Raw genomic sequence first — 15,593 nt, 5'->3', positions numbered from 1 at the left:
AAGAGGCAGAGTGGCAGAGGGGATGAGGGCAGAGGGGAAAAACTTAGTGTAACTTCTCCTCTGCTCCCCTGCCTCCCCTGCCTCCCCTACCTCCCCTGCTCCCTCATCTCCCTCATCTCCCCACTTCTGCTGCCTAAGACCTAAAATGGAAAGGCTGTATTAAAATAACAATCTGGAGATAGTAGCTATGTCCCGTCGCTGTGAACTAACTGGTAAGAAGGCAAATAACGCTTTTTCTGTTTCTCACTCCCACCGCCGTACAAAACGCCTTCAGCACGCTAATCTGCAAGACAAGCGTGTTTGGTGGGAAGGCGGAAATCGCTGGGTAAGACTAAAGTTGTCTACCAAAGCAATTAAAACCCTACAAATTAATGGGTTAGAAGCAATGGCAAAAGCAGCTGGGATTAACCTGAATCATTACTAAGTAATCTGGATTTTATAACCCGAAACTTTCTTAGGTTGGAATATAGGTGATTCGTAGTGGCGCACAGCTAGCTGTGCGCCACTAGTGTTTATTACACCTTTAGTAGCAGGTAGGCTCTCTAATTAGACTTCTTGCAAAAGTCGGGGTAAAGGTGAAGGGGAAAAGGGTAAAGAAACTCAAAATCCTTCCCATTTAACCTTTACCCTTTTCCCTCTCTTGGAAAAATATATTTTTGCAAGAGGTCTATTTTGAATTCTGTTGGCAGTCAGAGAGAAAGATAGAAATTCATTTTGATTTGGAGAATTTACTTGATTTAGCAGGCAAGAGGCAAGAGCAAGAAGACTATTTGAGTTATACTGAGCTTTTTGACGCAATCAATATGAGTTCTTTATGTAATTTTTACACTACGGATAAATCCCGGTATCTCTGAATAAAAATACTTACCAGGTTTCTATTTTTCATAATTAAAGTTAGACCTCTGTATACCCAAAGTTAATTATGAATTGATTTTGTAATTGCTCAACACTTTTAACAAGGAGACGAGATAAAGATTAACTGAATAAATACACAAACTTCCCGGACTCGAACAACTATCAAAGGAGGAAACAGAAGCCTTGATAGTTTAGCTATGAAAGGAAATCCAGAAACTAAAAACCGCACTGGAAGCGACAAGTAATCAAGACTATCCACCAAGCAAGACTAGTTGAGCAATTACAAATAAACAAGGGAATACTGAAAGCAGGTAGTGTATTTTCTTTATACATTTATGACAACGAACAGTTATGAAACGTCGAACCACTTAGACCTGCAAGAGTGTCACAAACAGTTACATCTCACGGTTCAATATCAAAAAATATTGGCGAGGATTCTGGCTAAGATTCGCGCATCTGTAAACATCGAATCCCTCTGTTCGACTTCTTGTCAAGATATTTGTCGGCAATTGAAGATTGAGCGAGTTGCAATCTATCGCTTTAACACTGACTGGAGCGGTAGTTTTCTCAATCGTTTTGGCTTTGCAGAACATCCTTGGGATGCATTGACTGCCTTTGGACAGGATTTGGTGTGGGAAGATTCGCATTTGCAAGAAACTCAGGGAGGGCGATATCGCAAAAATGAGCCGTTTGCTGTAGCTGACATTTACGATGCCGGGCACGCTCGTTGTCATATTGAAGTATTAGAACAGTTTCAGATTCGGGCGTATGCGATCGCACCCATCTTCATCGGGCCAAAATTGTGGGGAATGCTGGCAGCTTATCAACACTCTGCTCCTCGGCAATGGTATCCTCACGAAGTCGAATTCTTTGCCCAAGCTGCCAGCCATCTCGGTTTAGCAATGCAGCAAGCAGAAAATTTAGAACAGACTAAACAACGCACAGCAGAACTGCAAGATGCGATCGCAAGGCAACGTGCGTTGACGGAAGTAGTAGGAAATATTCGCTCGTCTGTAAATACCAAAATTATTCTAGACACTGCCTGTCAAGAACTCTGTAAACTCCTGAAGTTAGAGCGGGCAGCAATTTACCGCTTCAATGAAGACTGGAGCGGCGAATTTGTCAGCCAATTCGGGATGGTAGAAGCACAGTGGAATAGAATCCATCCTTTTGGTAAAAATCTCGTTTGGGAAGATACCTACCTCCAAGAGACGAAAGGTGGACGCTACCGCAATAACGAAAGTTTTGTTGTCAACGATATCTACCAAGCCGGACACTCGCGTTGTCATATCGATATTCTGGAGCAATTTAAGATTCGGGCATATACCTTAGCGCCCATCTTCATCGGCCCAAAACTATGGGGACTGATCGCAGCATATCAACACTCCGGGCCGCGTCAATGGGCAAATTACGAAGTGGAGTTTCTGGGACAGGTCGGGGCACAATTAGGAGTAGCGATTCAGCAAGCCGAGAATTTGGCTCAGTCGAAACAACAGGCTTCTGCCCTACAAGATGCGATCGCAAGGCAACGAGCATTAACTGAAGTAGTCGGTAAAATTCGCTCGTCCCTGAATATTGATTTAATCCTAAAAACCACTTGCCAAGAAGTATGTAAACTGCTGCGAGTTGAGCGGGTTGGCGTTTATCGCTTCAATGAAGACTGGAGTGGCGAATTCGTCAGTAATTTCGGTATGGTTGAGGCACAGTGGGATAGCATCAATCCCTTTGGCAAAAATCTCGTTTGGGAAGATACCCACCTCCAAGAAACTAAAGGGGGACGCTATCGCAACAATGAAAATTTTGCCGTAGAGGATATTTACCAAGCTGGACACTCACGCTGTCACCTCGATATTTTGGAGCAGTTTAAGATTCGCGCTTATGCGCTAATCCCAATTTTTGTGGGAAGGAATCTCTGGGGATTGCTGGCTGCCTATCAACATTCTGCACCGCGCCAGTGGGATAGTGTGGAAGTGGAATTTTTAGGACAGGTTGCTAGCCAACTGGGTGTAGCACTGCAAAGTTCTCAAATGGTGACTCAAATTCAAACTCGCGCTGATGAACTGCAACAATCGGCTGAACAGCGCCGGATTTTATTTGATTTGGTCGTCAAAATTCGGGAATCTTTAGATTTGGAGACGATCCTTAAGACTACAGTACAGGAAGTGAGGCGATCGCTAAATACAGATCGAGTTGGCATTTTCCGCTTCGATCCGAATGTCGGTTTTTGCAGCGGTGAATTTATTGCTGAAGATGTCTTACCCAAGTTTGATTCTGCCCTTGCTGTGAAGGTACAAGACTATTGCTTCGGCGATCAATACGCACCCCAATATCGTCAAGGGCAAGTGCAAGTAATGTCTGATGTCAACAGCGTTGGCTCCAAAGTCCCTCATCTGGATGTAATTGAGCGATTCCAAGTCAAAGCACAGATTGTTGTGCCGTTGATGGAAGGGGATGAATTGTGGGGGTTGTTGTGCATTCACCAATGCACCCATACACGTCATTGGGAAGAAGCTGAATTGGAATTTGTCACCCAAGTGGCAGCTCAACTCAGTGTAGCACTACGTCAAGCCAACTTATTTCAACAATCCAGTTTACTGGGTCAAACTCGTGAAGAAGCGAATCAACTCGCTCAAGCACTGAATGAGCTGCGTACTGCCCAAATGCAAATTATCCACGCTGAAAAAATGGCCAGTTTGGGGCAACTGGTGGCGGGAGTTGCCCATGAAATTAATAACCCGATTAATTTCATTCACGGTAACTTAGAACACGCCCACCAATACACGCAAGAATTGCTTCGCTACGTGCAGCTTTTTTGGCATCATTATCCCAATGCCGCACCAGAAATCCAAGAGTTCTTCAAAAAAGCCGAAATAGAGTATTTGGTCGAGGATTTACCTCAATTATTCCAGTCCATGCAGGTAGGTACTGAACGCATTCGGGAAATTGTCACCTCTTTGCGGAACTTCTCGCGCCTAGACGAAGCTGACTTCAAACCAGCAAATATTCACGAAGGCATCGACAGTACATTAATGATTTTACAAAACCGTTTGAAGCCCTCAGCCGATAGCCTCAACATTCATGTGAGCAAAGATTATGGTACTTTACCTCTAATAGAATGCTATCCCGGTCAGTTGAATCAGGTATTTATGAATTTGCTGTCCAATGCCATTGATGCTCTAGAAGAACGAACCACGCAGGAATCTTCTGAAGCACTGGCAAAAAACCCCTGCAAAATCCAAATTTCTACCTCCCTGCTCAATAAAGATTGGATTGTCATTCGCATCGCCGACAACGGACTCGGCATAGATGAAAAAGTCCTCTCTCGACTGTTCGATCCATTTTTTACTACCAAGGTTGTCGGTAAAGGTACAGGTTTGGGACTGTCTATCAGTTATCAGATAGTTACAGAAAAACACAACGGTAAAATATACTGCCAATCTGAACTTGGCAAAGGTACAGAGTTTGTGATTGAGTTGCCGATTCGTCAGGTCGCAGCTAGAAAATCAGTAGCTAAACTCAAGGTGTTAGACCAGGTATAAGCAAAGAGGTAAAGTGATGATTTTTACCAGTTAAACTGAAAAATTATCACTTTTTTACTCAGCACTCACTACTGTTTTGGTAACAGTGGTATTACATAATTGTTTTACCTTTTCTGTTACCCAATCAACACGATCCTTTCCCCAAAATCTCTCGCCTTCGACTACCCAAGTCGGGACTCCGGGACAGCCAAATTGTTCGTATTCTGCCAAAGCTGCCACTGCTGCAAGTTTTGCTGCTTCCCCGTAGATTAACTCAAGAATGCGATCGCCATTCAACCCAACATCATTTGCAACTTTCTTAATCACAGACTCATCGTTGACATCAAGTTGGTCAATGTAAGTCGCTCGAAAAAAAGCTGCATCAAGCAGATGCTCCTTCCCCGTTCCACAAGCAGCGTAATACGCCCTTGCAGGAAGTTCTTCGCGGCCAAACTTCATTTTCTCCCAGCGCTTAACCCACCTACCAAATTCTTCAAACTCCTTGAGCCGTATTTCAATGCCGTACTTTTTTGCCCATCGCAGACAATCTTCTTTGTGATACGACGATAACACGGTGCTTTCACTTCGTCCTTGTAGGTCAGCTACCTTTATACCTCGTTCCTTCGGTATGTAGATTGGTCGTCGTTTAATATCAACAGGCAAACCCTGCAATGCTTTTTCGGCAAGAGCAATACCAATATATGAATTTGACGAGTGGTATATCGAGTATGAGTATACTTTGATTCGCTGCGACATCTTGGCTACCGTAGCTACCTAATTGATAATATTACGAATTAGCGATCGCAGCAGTAGCCAATATTCAATCATTAGAGTCCCCAATCCCCACTGTGTTAGATAACAATAATAGGAATTAGGGACTTCCAGAAAATAAATTATCCAATTTACTCAGATAATATTTTGTTGTCTTCCCCCTGCTCCCTGCTCCCTGCTCCCCTGCCTACCCAGCGATAGGATATTTTTTTAGTTGGAAGTCCCTTATCAGGCGACACAACGATTTAGCCGCTATACGCTCACCCGATACGGAGAATGAAAATCAATTCGCTCTTATATTGCGGAGCGTTAACGCTTGCCTAAGAAGTCTTTTTTGCCAAGCTCTACACCGCAGTGTCTGAGAATGTCATAGGTTGTTGTGACATGGAAATAAACGTTTGGCAAAACAAAATATAGGAGAAATGGCATTCCTTCAAAAGATAGGCTCTTGTCACCCTGCGTAATGGTAATTGTTTTATCTTCCGAACCATCTATTTGTTCGGGTTTAAATGTGTCTAAATAAGAGATAGTTTTCTGAACGCGGTCAATAAGTTCGGGCAATGTAGTTTCATTGTCCTCAAACTTGGGTGCTTCTGCCCCTGCTAATTGTGCAGCACCTCTCTTTGCGATGTCAGAGGCAATTTGTACTTGTCTTGACAATGGAAACATATCTGGGAATAGACGACTATTGAGCAACACATGCTGATCTATTTTTTTGGTTTCTGCGTATGTAGCACCTTTTTCAAGAATACTTACAAGGTTATTCAGTGTGTGAATAAACACTGGTACTGAAGCTTGATACATTGAAATACTCATTGATATTTCTCCAGAAAAAGTTCTATCTTTGTATAGTTGGTGTCTTGTCGAAATAAGTGGTGCGATTCGGTCAGTCTAAATCTATCGCATCGGATAAGCCCTACACATAAACCCGGATTTCTCACCACACCTCTTAAAGCCTGCGTTTGTGCCGGGGAGAAGTAATAAGTAATGAGTAATGAGTAAAAACTTATTACTTATTACTCCTTACTCATTACTCCTCCTCGCTCCATCAAATGCCTTAAGCTTGTGAGAAATGCGGGATAAAACGCGCGATCGTCATGAAGAGCGGGAAGAGAAAATTCCATACCTTTACCCCCGCCCCTTATCCCCAGAGAAGACCCCACCTTCCCATTTGCACCTCTGCCTCTTTATCAATCCGTATCTGGTTGCTACAGTCGCGGTGAAAAATACTAAGCTGGTAGATAGCACGTTAAAACTTTAGCGGAAATTCCAAATCGCATTCATCGGCGCTTTAGAATTCTCCATTGGCGAACTACCTGTAATTACATTATGTTTGATGCATTATCTGACCGTTTAGAATCCGCCTGGAAAAAACTGCGGGGACAGGACAAAATTTCTCAATCCAACATTCAAGATGCATTGCGCGAAGTGCGCCGCGCCCTGTTGGAAGCAGATGTCAATCTCCAGGTAGTCAAAGATTTTATTAGCGAAGTCGAAGCCAAGGCACAGGGAGCCGAGGTAATTAGTGGCGTGCGACCTGACCAACAGTTCATCAAAATTGTTCATGATGAATTGGTGGAGGTGATGGGAGAAGAAAATGTTCCCATTGCAGAAGCCCAGGAACAGCCGACTATTATTCTGATGGCTGGGTTGCAAGGTACTGGTAAAACCACAGCTACCGCTAAATTAGCCTTACATCTGAGAAAATTAGAGCGTAGCTGCTTGTTGGTGGCGACAGACGTATATCGCCCAGCCGCGATCGATCAGTTGCTAACGTTGGGTAAACAAATTGACGTACCAGTATTTGAACTAGGAAGCAACGCCGATCCCGTAGAAATTGCCCGACAAGGTGTAGAACGCGCTAGGGCAGAAGGCGTAAATACAGTAATTATTGATACTGCTGGTCGTCTGCAAATTGACGAAGACATGATGGCGGAATTAGCCCGCATCAAAGCAACTGTCCAACCCCATGAAACTCTTCTGGTGGTGGACGCGATGACTGGTCAAGAGGCTGCAAATCTTACCCGCACTTTCCACGAACAGATCGGAATTACTGGAGCGATTCTCACCAAATTAGATGGTGATAGCCGTGGTGGTGCTGCGCTTTCGGTGCGAAAGATTTCGGGAGCGCCGATTAAATTTGTGGGCGTAGGTGAAAAAGTCGAGGCACTGCAACCGTTTTATCCCGATCGCATGGCATCGCGGATTCTCGGTATGGGCGATGTTCTCACTTTGGTAGAAAAAGCCCAGGAAGAGTTTGACTTAGCCGACGCTGAGAAAATGCAGGAGAAAATTTTGTCAGCGAAGTTTGACTTTACTGACTTTCTCAAGCAGTTGCGGATGCTGAAAAACATGGGTTCTCTGGGAGGCTTGATCAAGATGATTCCAGGGATGAACAAGCTTTCAGACGATCAACTCAAACAGGGAGAAACCCAGTTAAAGCGCTGTGAGGCGATGATTAACTCCATGACTCGCCAAGAACGCCACGACCCCGATTTATTAGCCAGTTCTCCCAGCCGGCGGCGGCGGATTGCTGCTGGCTCAGGCTATAGAGAGTCAGATGTCAGCAAACTGGTAGGTGATTTCCAAAAAATGCGATCGCTCATGCAGCAAATGGGCCAAGGTGGCTTCCCTGGAATGCCGGGAATGTTCGGCGGTGGCGGTGGCATGGGTAATGCCTTCGCAGGCGCTGGTAATCGTCCCGCAGCCCCCGGATGGCGAGGTTATGATGGTGTCCCAGCCACGAAAAAGAAAAAACCCAAAGATAAAAAGAAAAAAGGCTTTGGTAATCTTTAATTATTGGGCATGGGGCCTCTTGCATAAATCAAAAATAAGAACCCCACCCCGCCAAAGCTATGCTTTGTCTCCCCTCCCCGCAAGCGGGGAGGGGTTGGGGGTGGGGTGTTATGGACTTTGGCAATAAGTCTATTACCAATGACAAATGACAAAGGACTAATGACAAATAGCAGCAAATGCTAGGCAGTGCTAAAATTAGCATTTCGACCTCAGAATTTATCAGCAGAGGAAACTAACCCTCAATTTCTTGGCAATAGCCACATTTAGGATACTTCCTCACCAATTAGTTGCTAACTAATATCTAACAACAGGAGAATGATTCTTCAACCATGATCAAACTGCGCTTGAAACGATTCGGTAAAAAGCGGGAAGCAAGTTACCGCATTGTCGCCATTAACAACCTCGCTCGCCGCGATGGCCGTCCCTTAGAAGAATTGGGTTTTTATAACCCCAGAACTGATGAAGTGCGACTAGACGTTCCCGGTATCGTCAAGCGACTACAACAAGGCGCTCAACCCACTGACACCGTTCGTCGCATTCTAGTAAAAGCTAATGTTTTTGAGCAGGTCAGTGCAACAGCCGCATCATAATTTCGGAACAAAACTCCCAACAGCTAGCCCCAACTATGTTGAGCTGGTTCGGTTTTTGGTGCAGCCGTTTTTGGAATCTCCAGAGACATTAAGTGTCGATTGTGAAATTTCTCAGGCCCTCAACCGGGTTTGGGTTCGCATCGCCTTTGAAAGCACAGATAAAGGAAAAGTGTTTGGTCGAGGGGGACGCAATATTCAGGCGATTCGTACAGTAATTGCCGCAGCCGCAGCCGCAGCTGGGCAATCAACATACCTGGATATCTACGGCAGCACCACGCCGGGCCGCGAGGGTATGTCTTTTGATGAAGAGACAGAAGAGCGATCGCCACCGCCGACTAAGAGAGAACCGCGAAATGATGGGCCTAAACCCATTGTTAAACCACGCCTCCGCTAGGTTGAAACTAAAGAGCAAGTCTGAGCGGTTGTTGTTACCTCCGCTCAGAATTTTTATAAAGATGGAAAGTAGCAAAAAGATTTAAAAATCTTTTTTTGGACTCTTCACCAGTAGGGGCTATGCCCTCACCCCCAGCCCCTCTCCCAACATAGGAGAGGGGAGTAAATTCTCCAGTTCCCCTTCTCCCTACAGGGAGAAGGGGTTAGGGGATGAGGGCAAGCTGTACGCCCCTAGGGATGATTCATTTATTACAAAAATTTTTCAAAATGTTAGGTAATAAAAACATAATTTCGCCGTTAGGGACTTGCGTGAAAATAAAGTACCAATAAACCGAGTTTCGACTGCGCTCAACCCTCAGATGTCGAGAGTTGAGCGCAGCGATGCACTGAGCGCAGTCGAAGTGTCGAAACCCTCCTGGCTGGGACACTATTAACCCGCAGATCCCTTAGCAAGAAAAAATTAACCTTTGTCAAATACAGATCCTCACCAATTAAGAAATACTATGGCAGGTGCCTTAACAATTCAGCTGCCGAATGTTCCCAGTGCGATCGCTCTTGCAGGAGATGGAGAAGAAAATCTCAAAATCCTATCTCGGCAAACAGGAGCCGCTTTAGTGCTACGCGGGCAAGAATTAGTGATTTCTGGTACTGAAAAGCAAATTGATCTGGCTTCTCGATTAGTGCGATCGCTTGAAGACCTCTGGATTAAAGGCAATACTATTTCCAGTGCCGATATTTTAACAGCCCGTCAAGCCATAGATAGCGATCGGCAAGGGGAACTGCAAGATTTACAGCGAGATGTCCTCGCCAAAAGTCGCCGCGGTGAAGAAGTCCGTGCCAAAACCTTCCGCCAGCGCCAATATATCGACGCACTCCGTAGACGCGATCTCACCTTTGGAATTGGCCCTGCTGGTACCGGCAAGACTTATCTCGCTGTTGTTGTCGCCGTGCAAGCACTCCTTGCCAACCAAGTGGAAAAGCTAATTTTAACTCGCCCTGCCGTCGAAGCCGGTGAAAAACTCGGTTTTTTGCCTGGAGATTTACAGCAGAAAGTTAATCCTTATCTTCGCCCACTTTACGATGCTATTTATGAATTCATCGACCCAGAAAAAATACCCAGTTTAATGGAACGCGGTGTGATTGAAGTCGCACCACTCGCCTATATGCGGGGACGCACTCTCAATAACGCTTTTATAATTGTCGATGAAGCTCAAAATACTACACCCGCTCAGATGAAAATGGTTTTGACTCGTTTGGGTTTCCGTTCGCGGATGGTGATTACAGGCGACATGACACAAACTGATTTACCGCTTCATCAACAATCGGGTTTAGGAGTGGCTTTACAAATTTTAAAACACGTTGAAGGCATTGCCTTTTGCGAATTTTCCCAAAGAGATGTCGTGCGCCATCCTCTAGTTCAGCGTATTGTCGCTGCTTATGAACAATATGAAAAATAGGGATTGGGCATTAGTCATTAGTGAAAAAACTGACAAAGGATAACAATTGATGAGTACTACTTTGAAAGAATTTTTAGAAGCTTGCGAGACTCTTGGAACGTTGCGTTTAATTGTTACTAGTAGCGCTGCTGTTTTAGAAGCACGAGGTAAGGTAGAAAAGTTATTTTATGCAGAATTGCCTAAAGGAAAGTATGCGAATATGCATACTGAAGGCTTTGAGTTTCACTTGAATATGGATAAAATCACTCAGGTTAAATTTGAAACAGGTGAAGCGAAGAGGGGTAACTTTACAACTTATGCCATCCGGTTTTTAGATGATAAACAGGAATCTGCTTTAAGCCTCTTTTTACAATGGGGTAAACCGGGAGAATATGAACCAGGACAAGTGGAAGCTTGGCAAACTCTAAAAGAGAAGTATGGCGAAGTTTGGCAACCTTTACCAGCAGAAATTTAATACAGCTAAACTGATAGGGGTGGAGGAAATCGGATATCTGCACTGAACTGCTCGATATTAACGCTGCGATGAATCGGTAAAATATATTCTAAATTTTCGTGGGGACGGGGAATAATGTGATTAGAAAGTACCTCGCCACCGTCAACTCGCAGCACCGCCTTTAATCCTGCTGTCACTGCTACATTCACTTCGCCTACAGCTCCTCGAATTAAGACAGTAATTCGTCCCAAATCAGTGTTTTCATAACCAACAAGGGTTACACGGGCAGCTTTACACATGGCATCTCCCACTTCCACTGCTGCGGGAACGCCATAAACTTCAATCATGCCTAATGCCAATGTCATGCTATTACTATAAATTCGGGATAGGGCTAATTATCTCACTACAAAGTTTTAATTTATTACAGAAAATTACTTAATTTTTAATCGATAAACAATAACCATTAAATACAAAATTGCTAATGCTTGTAATGAAGGTAATTTGGAGTTTTTGCTTGCTATTTTTATTCCTTATCTGGGGTGGCGATGCTTTAGCAGGAGAGTTGTCTGAAAGGTTAGCAAATTTTCCCCAATGGGAAAAACTAACTTCAGTGCAATCGGCTTCGGGTGATTTAGTTTACCCTGAATGGATGTCTGGTACTTGGAAAGTTACAAGTACCTTAGTAGATTTAGCTGCACCTTTGGCACCAGAGATTGTAACACCAGGATTTGAAGGTAATCGCCGACAATTAAATCAGCCTGTGAGTTTTGTTGTAAGATTTGTGAAGGAGCAAGCACATACTCCTTGGTTAAAAATATTACCTGAGATAGATGATAAATCCCCCAACTTAGTAGCGGATAGAGCATTTAATAGCTTGAATTTGGCAAGGGCTTATTTAGGGGATGAAGCAGTGTTATCAGTCAAAGTAGATCCAGATTCACCTAATCGTCAAATTACATTCTTGCGTAGCAGTCGCCAACTAGTTTCCATTGTGACTGCACGCGCCACAGAAACTACCCCTAATGGTAAGTTCATCACCACAGAAGTGTTTCAACAACTATTTAAAGGCGGTTCGCGCCCTTATTTAAACTCTGTAGAATCTACTACGGCTTATCATAAACTTCCAAAATCTAATCCGGCGATTGAGGCAGATCAAGTAACTGCTGTCTATCTTTCACCCCAAGATCCAGATTACTTTAAAGCCGGTTCTCGACCAGTTGCTCTCTACCGCTATCGCCTCGAATTTTTCCCTCAAGAACTACCAACTACTCCCAAAGGGTGATTTGTCATCTAGCTCTTGACTACTTTGTAATACGTCTGTAGTATATAAATTCCAAGTTTACGATCGCGCTCTTGGACGGTGTGCATCATGGCTAAATTTCAAGATATTGTCAATTACTTTCGCTCTGACTGGAAGCTGAGTCTCTTTAGTATCGCAGCATCCAGCGTTTACGAAATTATTGATTTAGTTGTTCCTTATGCGATCGGGCAGATATTAAACGTTTTGTCTGCTCAACCTTTGGACAAACCACTTCAAAGTGCGATCGCAACTTTTTCGGACATCACTAATTATCCAGTTACTAAAACTCTATCTTTGAGTTTATTGCTGGGTTTAGTTTTCGTTGTCACTGTAGTGAGAGCGCCAACACAACCTTGGTTAACCCACTGGTTTCATTGGGATATAACCTTAAGGTTGCGTCGGCAGAAAGCCCAAACAGCCATAGAAAAAATTCTCACTCTTCCACTAGAATTTTATGATGAAAATAACCCTGGACGCATCGCTGGAAGAATAGCTAGAGGTATCTCTAACCACACTTTTACGTACCCCGAAATCGCGGGGCAGTTGATTCCTAAACTAGTTCGGGTGCTGGGAATTTTCGTATTTATCTTAGTGATTGAGTGGCGAATTGCGATTTTATATCTGATTTCCTTTGTGCTTATTCTTAGCTTTACCTTGAAAGATTTAAAGCAGCTAATTTGGCACGAAACTATTCTGGATAAATATGGAGAGGATACTGAAAGTCGCAATTCGGAACTGATCACCAACATCAAAACGGTGAAAGCATTTGCCACAGAAGCTAACGAACTGAAGCGGCAAAAGCAACGTTTGGATCGCGAATTAATGGTGGTTGAGTATCGTGTCCACAAAGGTTATACGAAACTGGCTACTTGGCAAAGAACTGTAATTCAGTTCTGCGTCTTTACTATTCTGGGTATGACTCTCGCAGCAACCGCAGACGGAAGAATTTCTCTGGGTCACTTTGTCATGACTTTAACTCTTTCTAGCATGGCTTATGCCGAATTAGAACCTATTAGCAATTTGGCAGAAATTTTTGCTCGTCGTTATTCTTCAATGTTGCGGTTTCACGAATTTCTCCAAGAACCAACTGCATCTGATTCAGCTACTCTTTTAGAAGAGAGTAACCAGACAGAATCACCTTATAAATTTACTGGAAAAGTCGAGTTGTCACACGTCAGTTTTGGATATGATCCCAACCGTCAAGTTTTACAAGATATCAACTTGTTGATTGAGCCATACCAAACAGTGGCATTAGTGGGGCGTTCCGGTTCTGGTAAGTCTACTTTAGTGAAATTGCTGTTGCGATATTTTGAACCTCAATCAGGTCAAATTCTGATTGATGGTCAAGATATTCGCACTTTGAATGTAGGTAAGTATAGACGAAGGCTAGCGATCGTTCACCAAGAAGTAGACGTTTTCAACGGTACTATCTTGGATAACCTGACTTATGGCAGAACAAATGCCAGTTTGGAGCAGGTTAAGGAAGCCTGTAGAATTGCCAGAGTCGATGAAGTAGTGCAGCACTTACCCCAAGGTTATTACACCGTGGTGGGAGAACGAGGTGTCAGGTTATCTGGAGGACAAAGACAACGCTTAGGAATTGCTAGGGCGTTGTTAGTGGAACCAGACGTGCTGATTTTTGACGAAGCCACCTCTAGTTTAGATTATGAGTCTGAGCGTTCAATTCAGCTAGCGATGCGATCGATTCAGGGCACTTGCACCACGATTGTTATTGCCCACCGTTTAAGCACAGTACGGGAAGCAGATAAAATTGTCGTTCTAGAGCAAGGAAAGATTGTAGAAGTGGGTAGCCACGACGAACTCTTGCGTCACGAGGGTATTTACCGCCGCTTGCACTCCCTGCAAGAAACAGGAGAACTTCTGAGTTAGGCGACATACACATTTGGGATTTTGGATTGACCCTACAAATTAATCTGCTTGATTAAATCGACCTTATTGCCAATAAAGTCGATTTTTTTTCCAATTGTCCAGAACAGTATTTTGTACAAGACTGTTTGACTACTATACAAAAAAAAGTTTCACGATTCTGATTTTTGAAGAATATTTCAGATGAAACCCCGAACAAATGGGCTTTTGAGTCTCATTATGTTTTCAGAAATCAAATTGAAGTCCTATAAGTACAGCTTTGCGTAAAATCATGGCAATTGAGGGTTGAAATTTAAACGCAAAGGTACGCAAAGAATTCGCTAAGAATTAATGAAATGTTGTACTAAGATTTGCTCTTACCTGATTCTTTCTGTGCCGCCTCACTATATTTTTTATATAGTTGAGTACGAATCTTAGCTTCTTGATAACGACTGTGGGTTTGTGGTACTGTACTCATTAAATCTGAAGCCCGTTGCCACTTAGCAGCAATCTCTAACCACTGAGTTGAGGTTGTAGCTGTTTTTCCAGATGCAGAGGCTTGGTTGGCAATTCGCACAGATATTTGAAATGGATCGTCAGATGGCTCAGAAAAGCTATTGTTAGGAGAGCGAGATGGTGTTTGGGCTTTCCTCTCGTTAGTATTTTCTGTAGTTAAAGATTTGGAACTTTCTGGTTGTATTAGGTTTTTCAGTTTATTACCTAGCTGGGCATAAACAACCCAACTAAGCAACAACAGCGAGCATAAACCAGCTGCTGCTAATATCTTTGTTTTAGGTTTATTTTTGTATTTTTCTTTGTTAATAAGTACTAAAGGACGAGAGACTTGAGTTTTAGGATAATTTGGTTTTCCTAGTTCAGCTTGAGCTTCTGTGAAATCTTTAATTAATTGCTTTAGAATACTTGGCTGAATTAATGTAATTTCCTGTGACCAAAGCAATTGGTTTTCGCGATCGCTATCTATTTCTTTTAACCACAGCAATTGTTGTTCTCGAACAATCCGACTATTGATCTTAACACGGCGAATGTGACGCGGGGCGATAGACTCAAGAATTTGCTGGATTTGTTCTACCAGGGGAGATTGCTCTAGTTGCTCTACTTTAGCTGCCTCGCACAGAATTTGTAAGACACCATCAGAAAAAATGGCTCTAGTTCTGACACAAGACTGGGCTAGCTTTTCGTTCAATAGCTGAATAATTGCCGCAACGCTGCCTTGGTGAGCTTGCCAAGCTATATCGTTTATCCGGTCTACCACCTGAAATTTAGTGATAGCTCTTCCACCCTGACTGATTAACGTATTCATTAATTTAGGGACTCTTTTCTACTGACCTTGATCTTGTCTTCGATTTTACGAGTAAAAAGATGAGTTGCCAAATAATATCATAAATATAGAAATATAGAGCTTTCTTTTGCGGTTTGTAAGGAAGCTCGCTGATGGTCAGTTGATTTGTACGCTGCCACATTTTCAAGATGTGGAATTCTTCGGTTGAAACTGCGCTTTCAAGGTAACGCCTATGCTGACGGACGAGTTACCTATTTGATATAGTACACGATCGCGTCTTTTTGCGTAGGCGTAGCCCGCCATAGGCATCGCCT

General features: G+C 43.4%; 13 protein-coding genes. 9 read left to right on the top strand and 4 right to left on the bottom strand.

Going from position 1 to position 15,593, the window contains the following annotated elements; all coding sequences use genetic code 11:
- Nucleotides 1-187: 187 nt before the first annotated feature.
- Both rpmB and RMX69_RS05180 read left to right on the top strand, forming a co-directional pair.
- The gene (gene rpmB / locus RMX69_RS05185; RefSeq protein WP_289797780.1) at nt 188-424 is read left to right on the top strand and encodes a 50S ribosomal protein L28; all 237 of its coding nucleotides are present in this window, start codon (nt 188-190) and stop codon (nt 422-424) included.
- A 766-nt stretch (nt 425-1,190) separates the two neighbouring features.
- Nucleotides 1,191-4,394 (top strand): GAF domain-containing protein, encoded by a 3,204-nt coding sequence (locus RMX69_RS05180; protein WP_289797779.1) that lies wholly within the window; start codon nt 1,191-1,193, stop codon nt 4,392-4,394.
- Between the two features lie 54 nt (nt 4,395-4,448).
- Here RMX69_RS05180 and RMX69_RS05175 read toward each other — a convergent pair whose 3' ends face one another.
- The gene (locus tag RMX69_RS05175; RefSeq protein ID WP_322636711.1) at nt 4,449-5,129 is read right to left on the bottom strand and encodes a 2-hydroxychromene-2-carboxylate isomerase; all 681 of its coding nucleotides are present in this window, start codon (nt 5,127-5,129) and stop codon (nt 4,449-4,451) included.
- Between the two features lie 324 nt (nt 5,130-5,453).
- The gene (locus RMX69_RS05170; RefSeq protein WP_322636710.1) at nt 5,454-5,960 is read right to left on the bottom strand and encodes a DUF1993 domain-containing protein; all 507 of its coding nucleotides are present in this window, start codon (nt 5,958-5,960) and stop codon (nt 5,454-5,456) included.
- Between the two features lie 513 nt (nt 5,961-6,473).
- Here RMX69_RS05170 and ffh point away from each other — a divergent pair.
- The 5 genes from ffh (at nt 6,474) to RMX69_RS05145 (ending at nt 10,834) form a co-directional block, all read left to right on the top strand.
- The gene (ffh, locus tag RMX69_RS05165; RefSeq protein ID WP_322636709.1) at nt 6,474-7,940 is read left to right on the top strand and encodes a signal recognition particle protein; all 1,467 of its coding nucleotides are present in this window, start codon (nt 6,474-6,476) and stop codon (nt 7,938-7,940) included.
- 329 nt (nt 7,941-8,269) lie between these two features.
- A complete protein-coding gene (rpsP, locus tag RMX69_RS05160; protein ID WP_012409382.1) occupies nt 8,270-8,530 on the top strand; it encodes a 30S ribosomal protein S16 in 261 nt (86 codons plus the stop codon).
- Nucleotides 8,493-8,924, top strand: a complete 432-nt coding sequence (locus RMX69_RS05155; RefSeq protein ID WP_322636708.1) for a KH domain-containing protein — start codon at nt 8,493-8,495, stop codon at nt 8,922-8,924. Before rpsP ends, RMX69_RS05155 begins: the two co-directional genes overlap by 38 nt.
- A 502-nt stretch (nt 8,925-9,426) precedes the next feature.
- Complete coding sequence (locus tag RMX69_RS05150) at nt 9,427-10,380, top strand: PhoH family protein (RefSeq protein ID WP_289797773.1); 954 nt, start codon at nt 9,427-9,429, stop codon at nt 10,378-10,380.
- Between the two features lie 49 nt (nt 10,381-10,429).
- Complete coding sequence (locus RMX69_RS05145) at nt 10,430-10,834, top strand: ChuX/HutX family heme-like substrate-binding protein (RefSeq protein WP_289797772.1); 405 nt, start codon at nt 10,430-10,432, stop codon at nt 10,832-10,834.
- Nucleotides 10,835-10,839: 5 nt separating this feature from the next.
- Here the strand turns inward: RMX69_RS05145 and RMX69_RS05140 are convergent, their stop codons facing one another.
- Complete coding sequence (locus RMX69_RS05140) at nt 10,840-11,178, bottom strand: carbon dioxide-concentrating mechanism protein CcmK (RefSeq protein WP_289797771.1); 339 nt, start codon at nt 11,176-11,178, stop codon at nt 10,840-10,842.
- Nucleotides 11,179-11,294: 116 nt separating this feature from the next.
- Between RMX69_RS05140 and RMX69_RS05135 the strand changes: the two genes are divergently transcribed.
- The gene (locus RMX69_RS05135) at nt 11,295-12,095 is read left to right on the top strand and encodes a DUF6816 family protein (protein ID WP_289797770.1); all 801 of its coding nucleotides are present in this window, start codon (nt 11,295-11,297) and stop codon (nt 12,093-12,095) included.
- 87 nt (nt 12,096-12,182) lie between these two features.
- The gene (locus RMX69_RS05130) at nt 12,183-14,003 is read left to right on the top strand and encodes an ABC transporter ATP-binding protein (RefSeq protein WP_322636707.1); all 1,821 of its coding nucleotides are present in this window, start codon (nt 12,183-12,185) and stop codon (nt 14,001-14,003) included.
- A gap of 340 nt (nt 14,004-14,343) precedes the next feature.
- Here the strand turns inward: RMX69_RS05130 and RMX69_RS05125 are convergent, their stop codons facing one another.
- Nucleotides 14,344-15,300, bottom strand: a complete 957-nt coding sequence (locus RMX69_RS05125; protein ID WP_289797768.1) for a hypothetical protein — start codon at nt 15,298-15,300, stop codon at nt 14,344-14,346.
- Between the last annotated feature and the right edge of the window lie 293 nt (nt 15,301-15,593).

Origin of the sequence: Nostoc sp. EspVER01 (assembly GCF_034530635.1) — a bacterium.
Taxonomy (GTDB): Bacteria; Cyanobacteriota; Cyanobacteriia; order Cyanobacteriales; family Nostocaceae; genus Nostoc.
The sequence above is the reverse complement of the archived record's forward strand: the minus strand, read 5'-3'. Positions and strand labels throughout refer to the sequence as shown.

Bases quoted from the DNA above. Each gene is read 5' to 3' on its own strand.
- rpmB (WP_289797780.1), top strand. From the start codon at position 188: ATGTCCCGTCGCTGTGAACTAACTGGTAAGAAGGCAAATAACGCTTTT.
- RMX69_RS05180 (WP_289797779.1), top strand. From the start codon at position 1,191: ATGACAACGAACAGTTATGAAACGTCGAACCACTTAGACCTGCAAGAG.
- RMX69_RS05175 (WP_322636711.1), bottom strand. From the start codon at position 5,129: ATGTCGCAGCGAATCAAAGTATACTCATACTCGATATACCACTCGTCA.
- RMX69_RS05170 (WP_322636710.1), bottom strand. From the start codon at position 5,960: ATGAGTATTTCAATGTATCAAGCTTCAGTACCAGTGTTTATTCACACA.
- ffh (WP_322636709.1), top strand. From the start codon at position 6,474: ATGTTTGATGCATTATCTGACCGTTTAGAATCCGCCTGGAAAAAACTG.
- rpsP (WP_012409382.1), top strand. From the start codon at position 8,270: ATGATCAAACTGCGCTTGAAACGATTCGGTAAAAAGCGGGAAGCAAGT.
- RMX69_RS05155 (WP_322636708.1), top strand. From the start codon at position 8,493: ATGTTTTTGAGCAGGTCAGTGCAACAGCCGCATCATAATTTCGGAACA.
- RMX69_RS05150 (WP_289797773.1), top strand. From the start codon at position 9,427: ATGGCAGGTGCCTTAACAATTCAGCTGCCGAATGTTCCCAGTGCGATC.
- RMX69_RS05145 (WP_289797772.1), top strand. From the start codon at position 10,430: ATGAGTACTACTTTGAAAGAATTTTTAGAAGCTTGCGAGACTCTTGGA.
- RMX69_RS05140 (WP_289797771.1), bottom strand. From the start codon at position 11,178: ATGACATTGGCATTAGGCATGATTGAAGTTTATGGCGTTCCCGCAGCA.
- RMX69_RS05135 (WP_289797770.1), top strand. From the start codon at position 11,295: ATGCTTGTAATGAAGGTAATTTGGAGTTTTTGCTTGCTATTTTTATTC.
- RMX69_RS05130 (WP_322636707.1), top strand. From the start codon at position 12,183: ATGGCTAAATTTCAAGATATTGTCAATTACTTTCGCTCTGACTGGAAG.
- RMX69_RS05125 (WP_289797768.1), bottom strand. From the start codon at position 15,300: ATGAATACGTTAATCAGTCAGGGTGGAAGAGCTATCACTAAATTTCAG.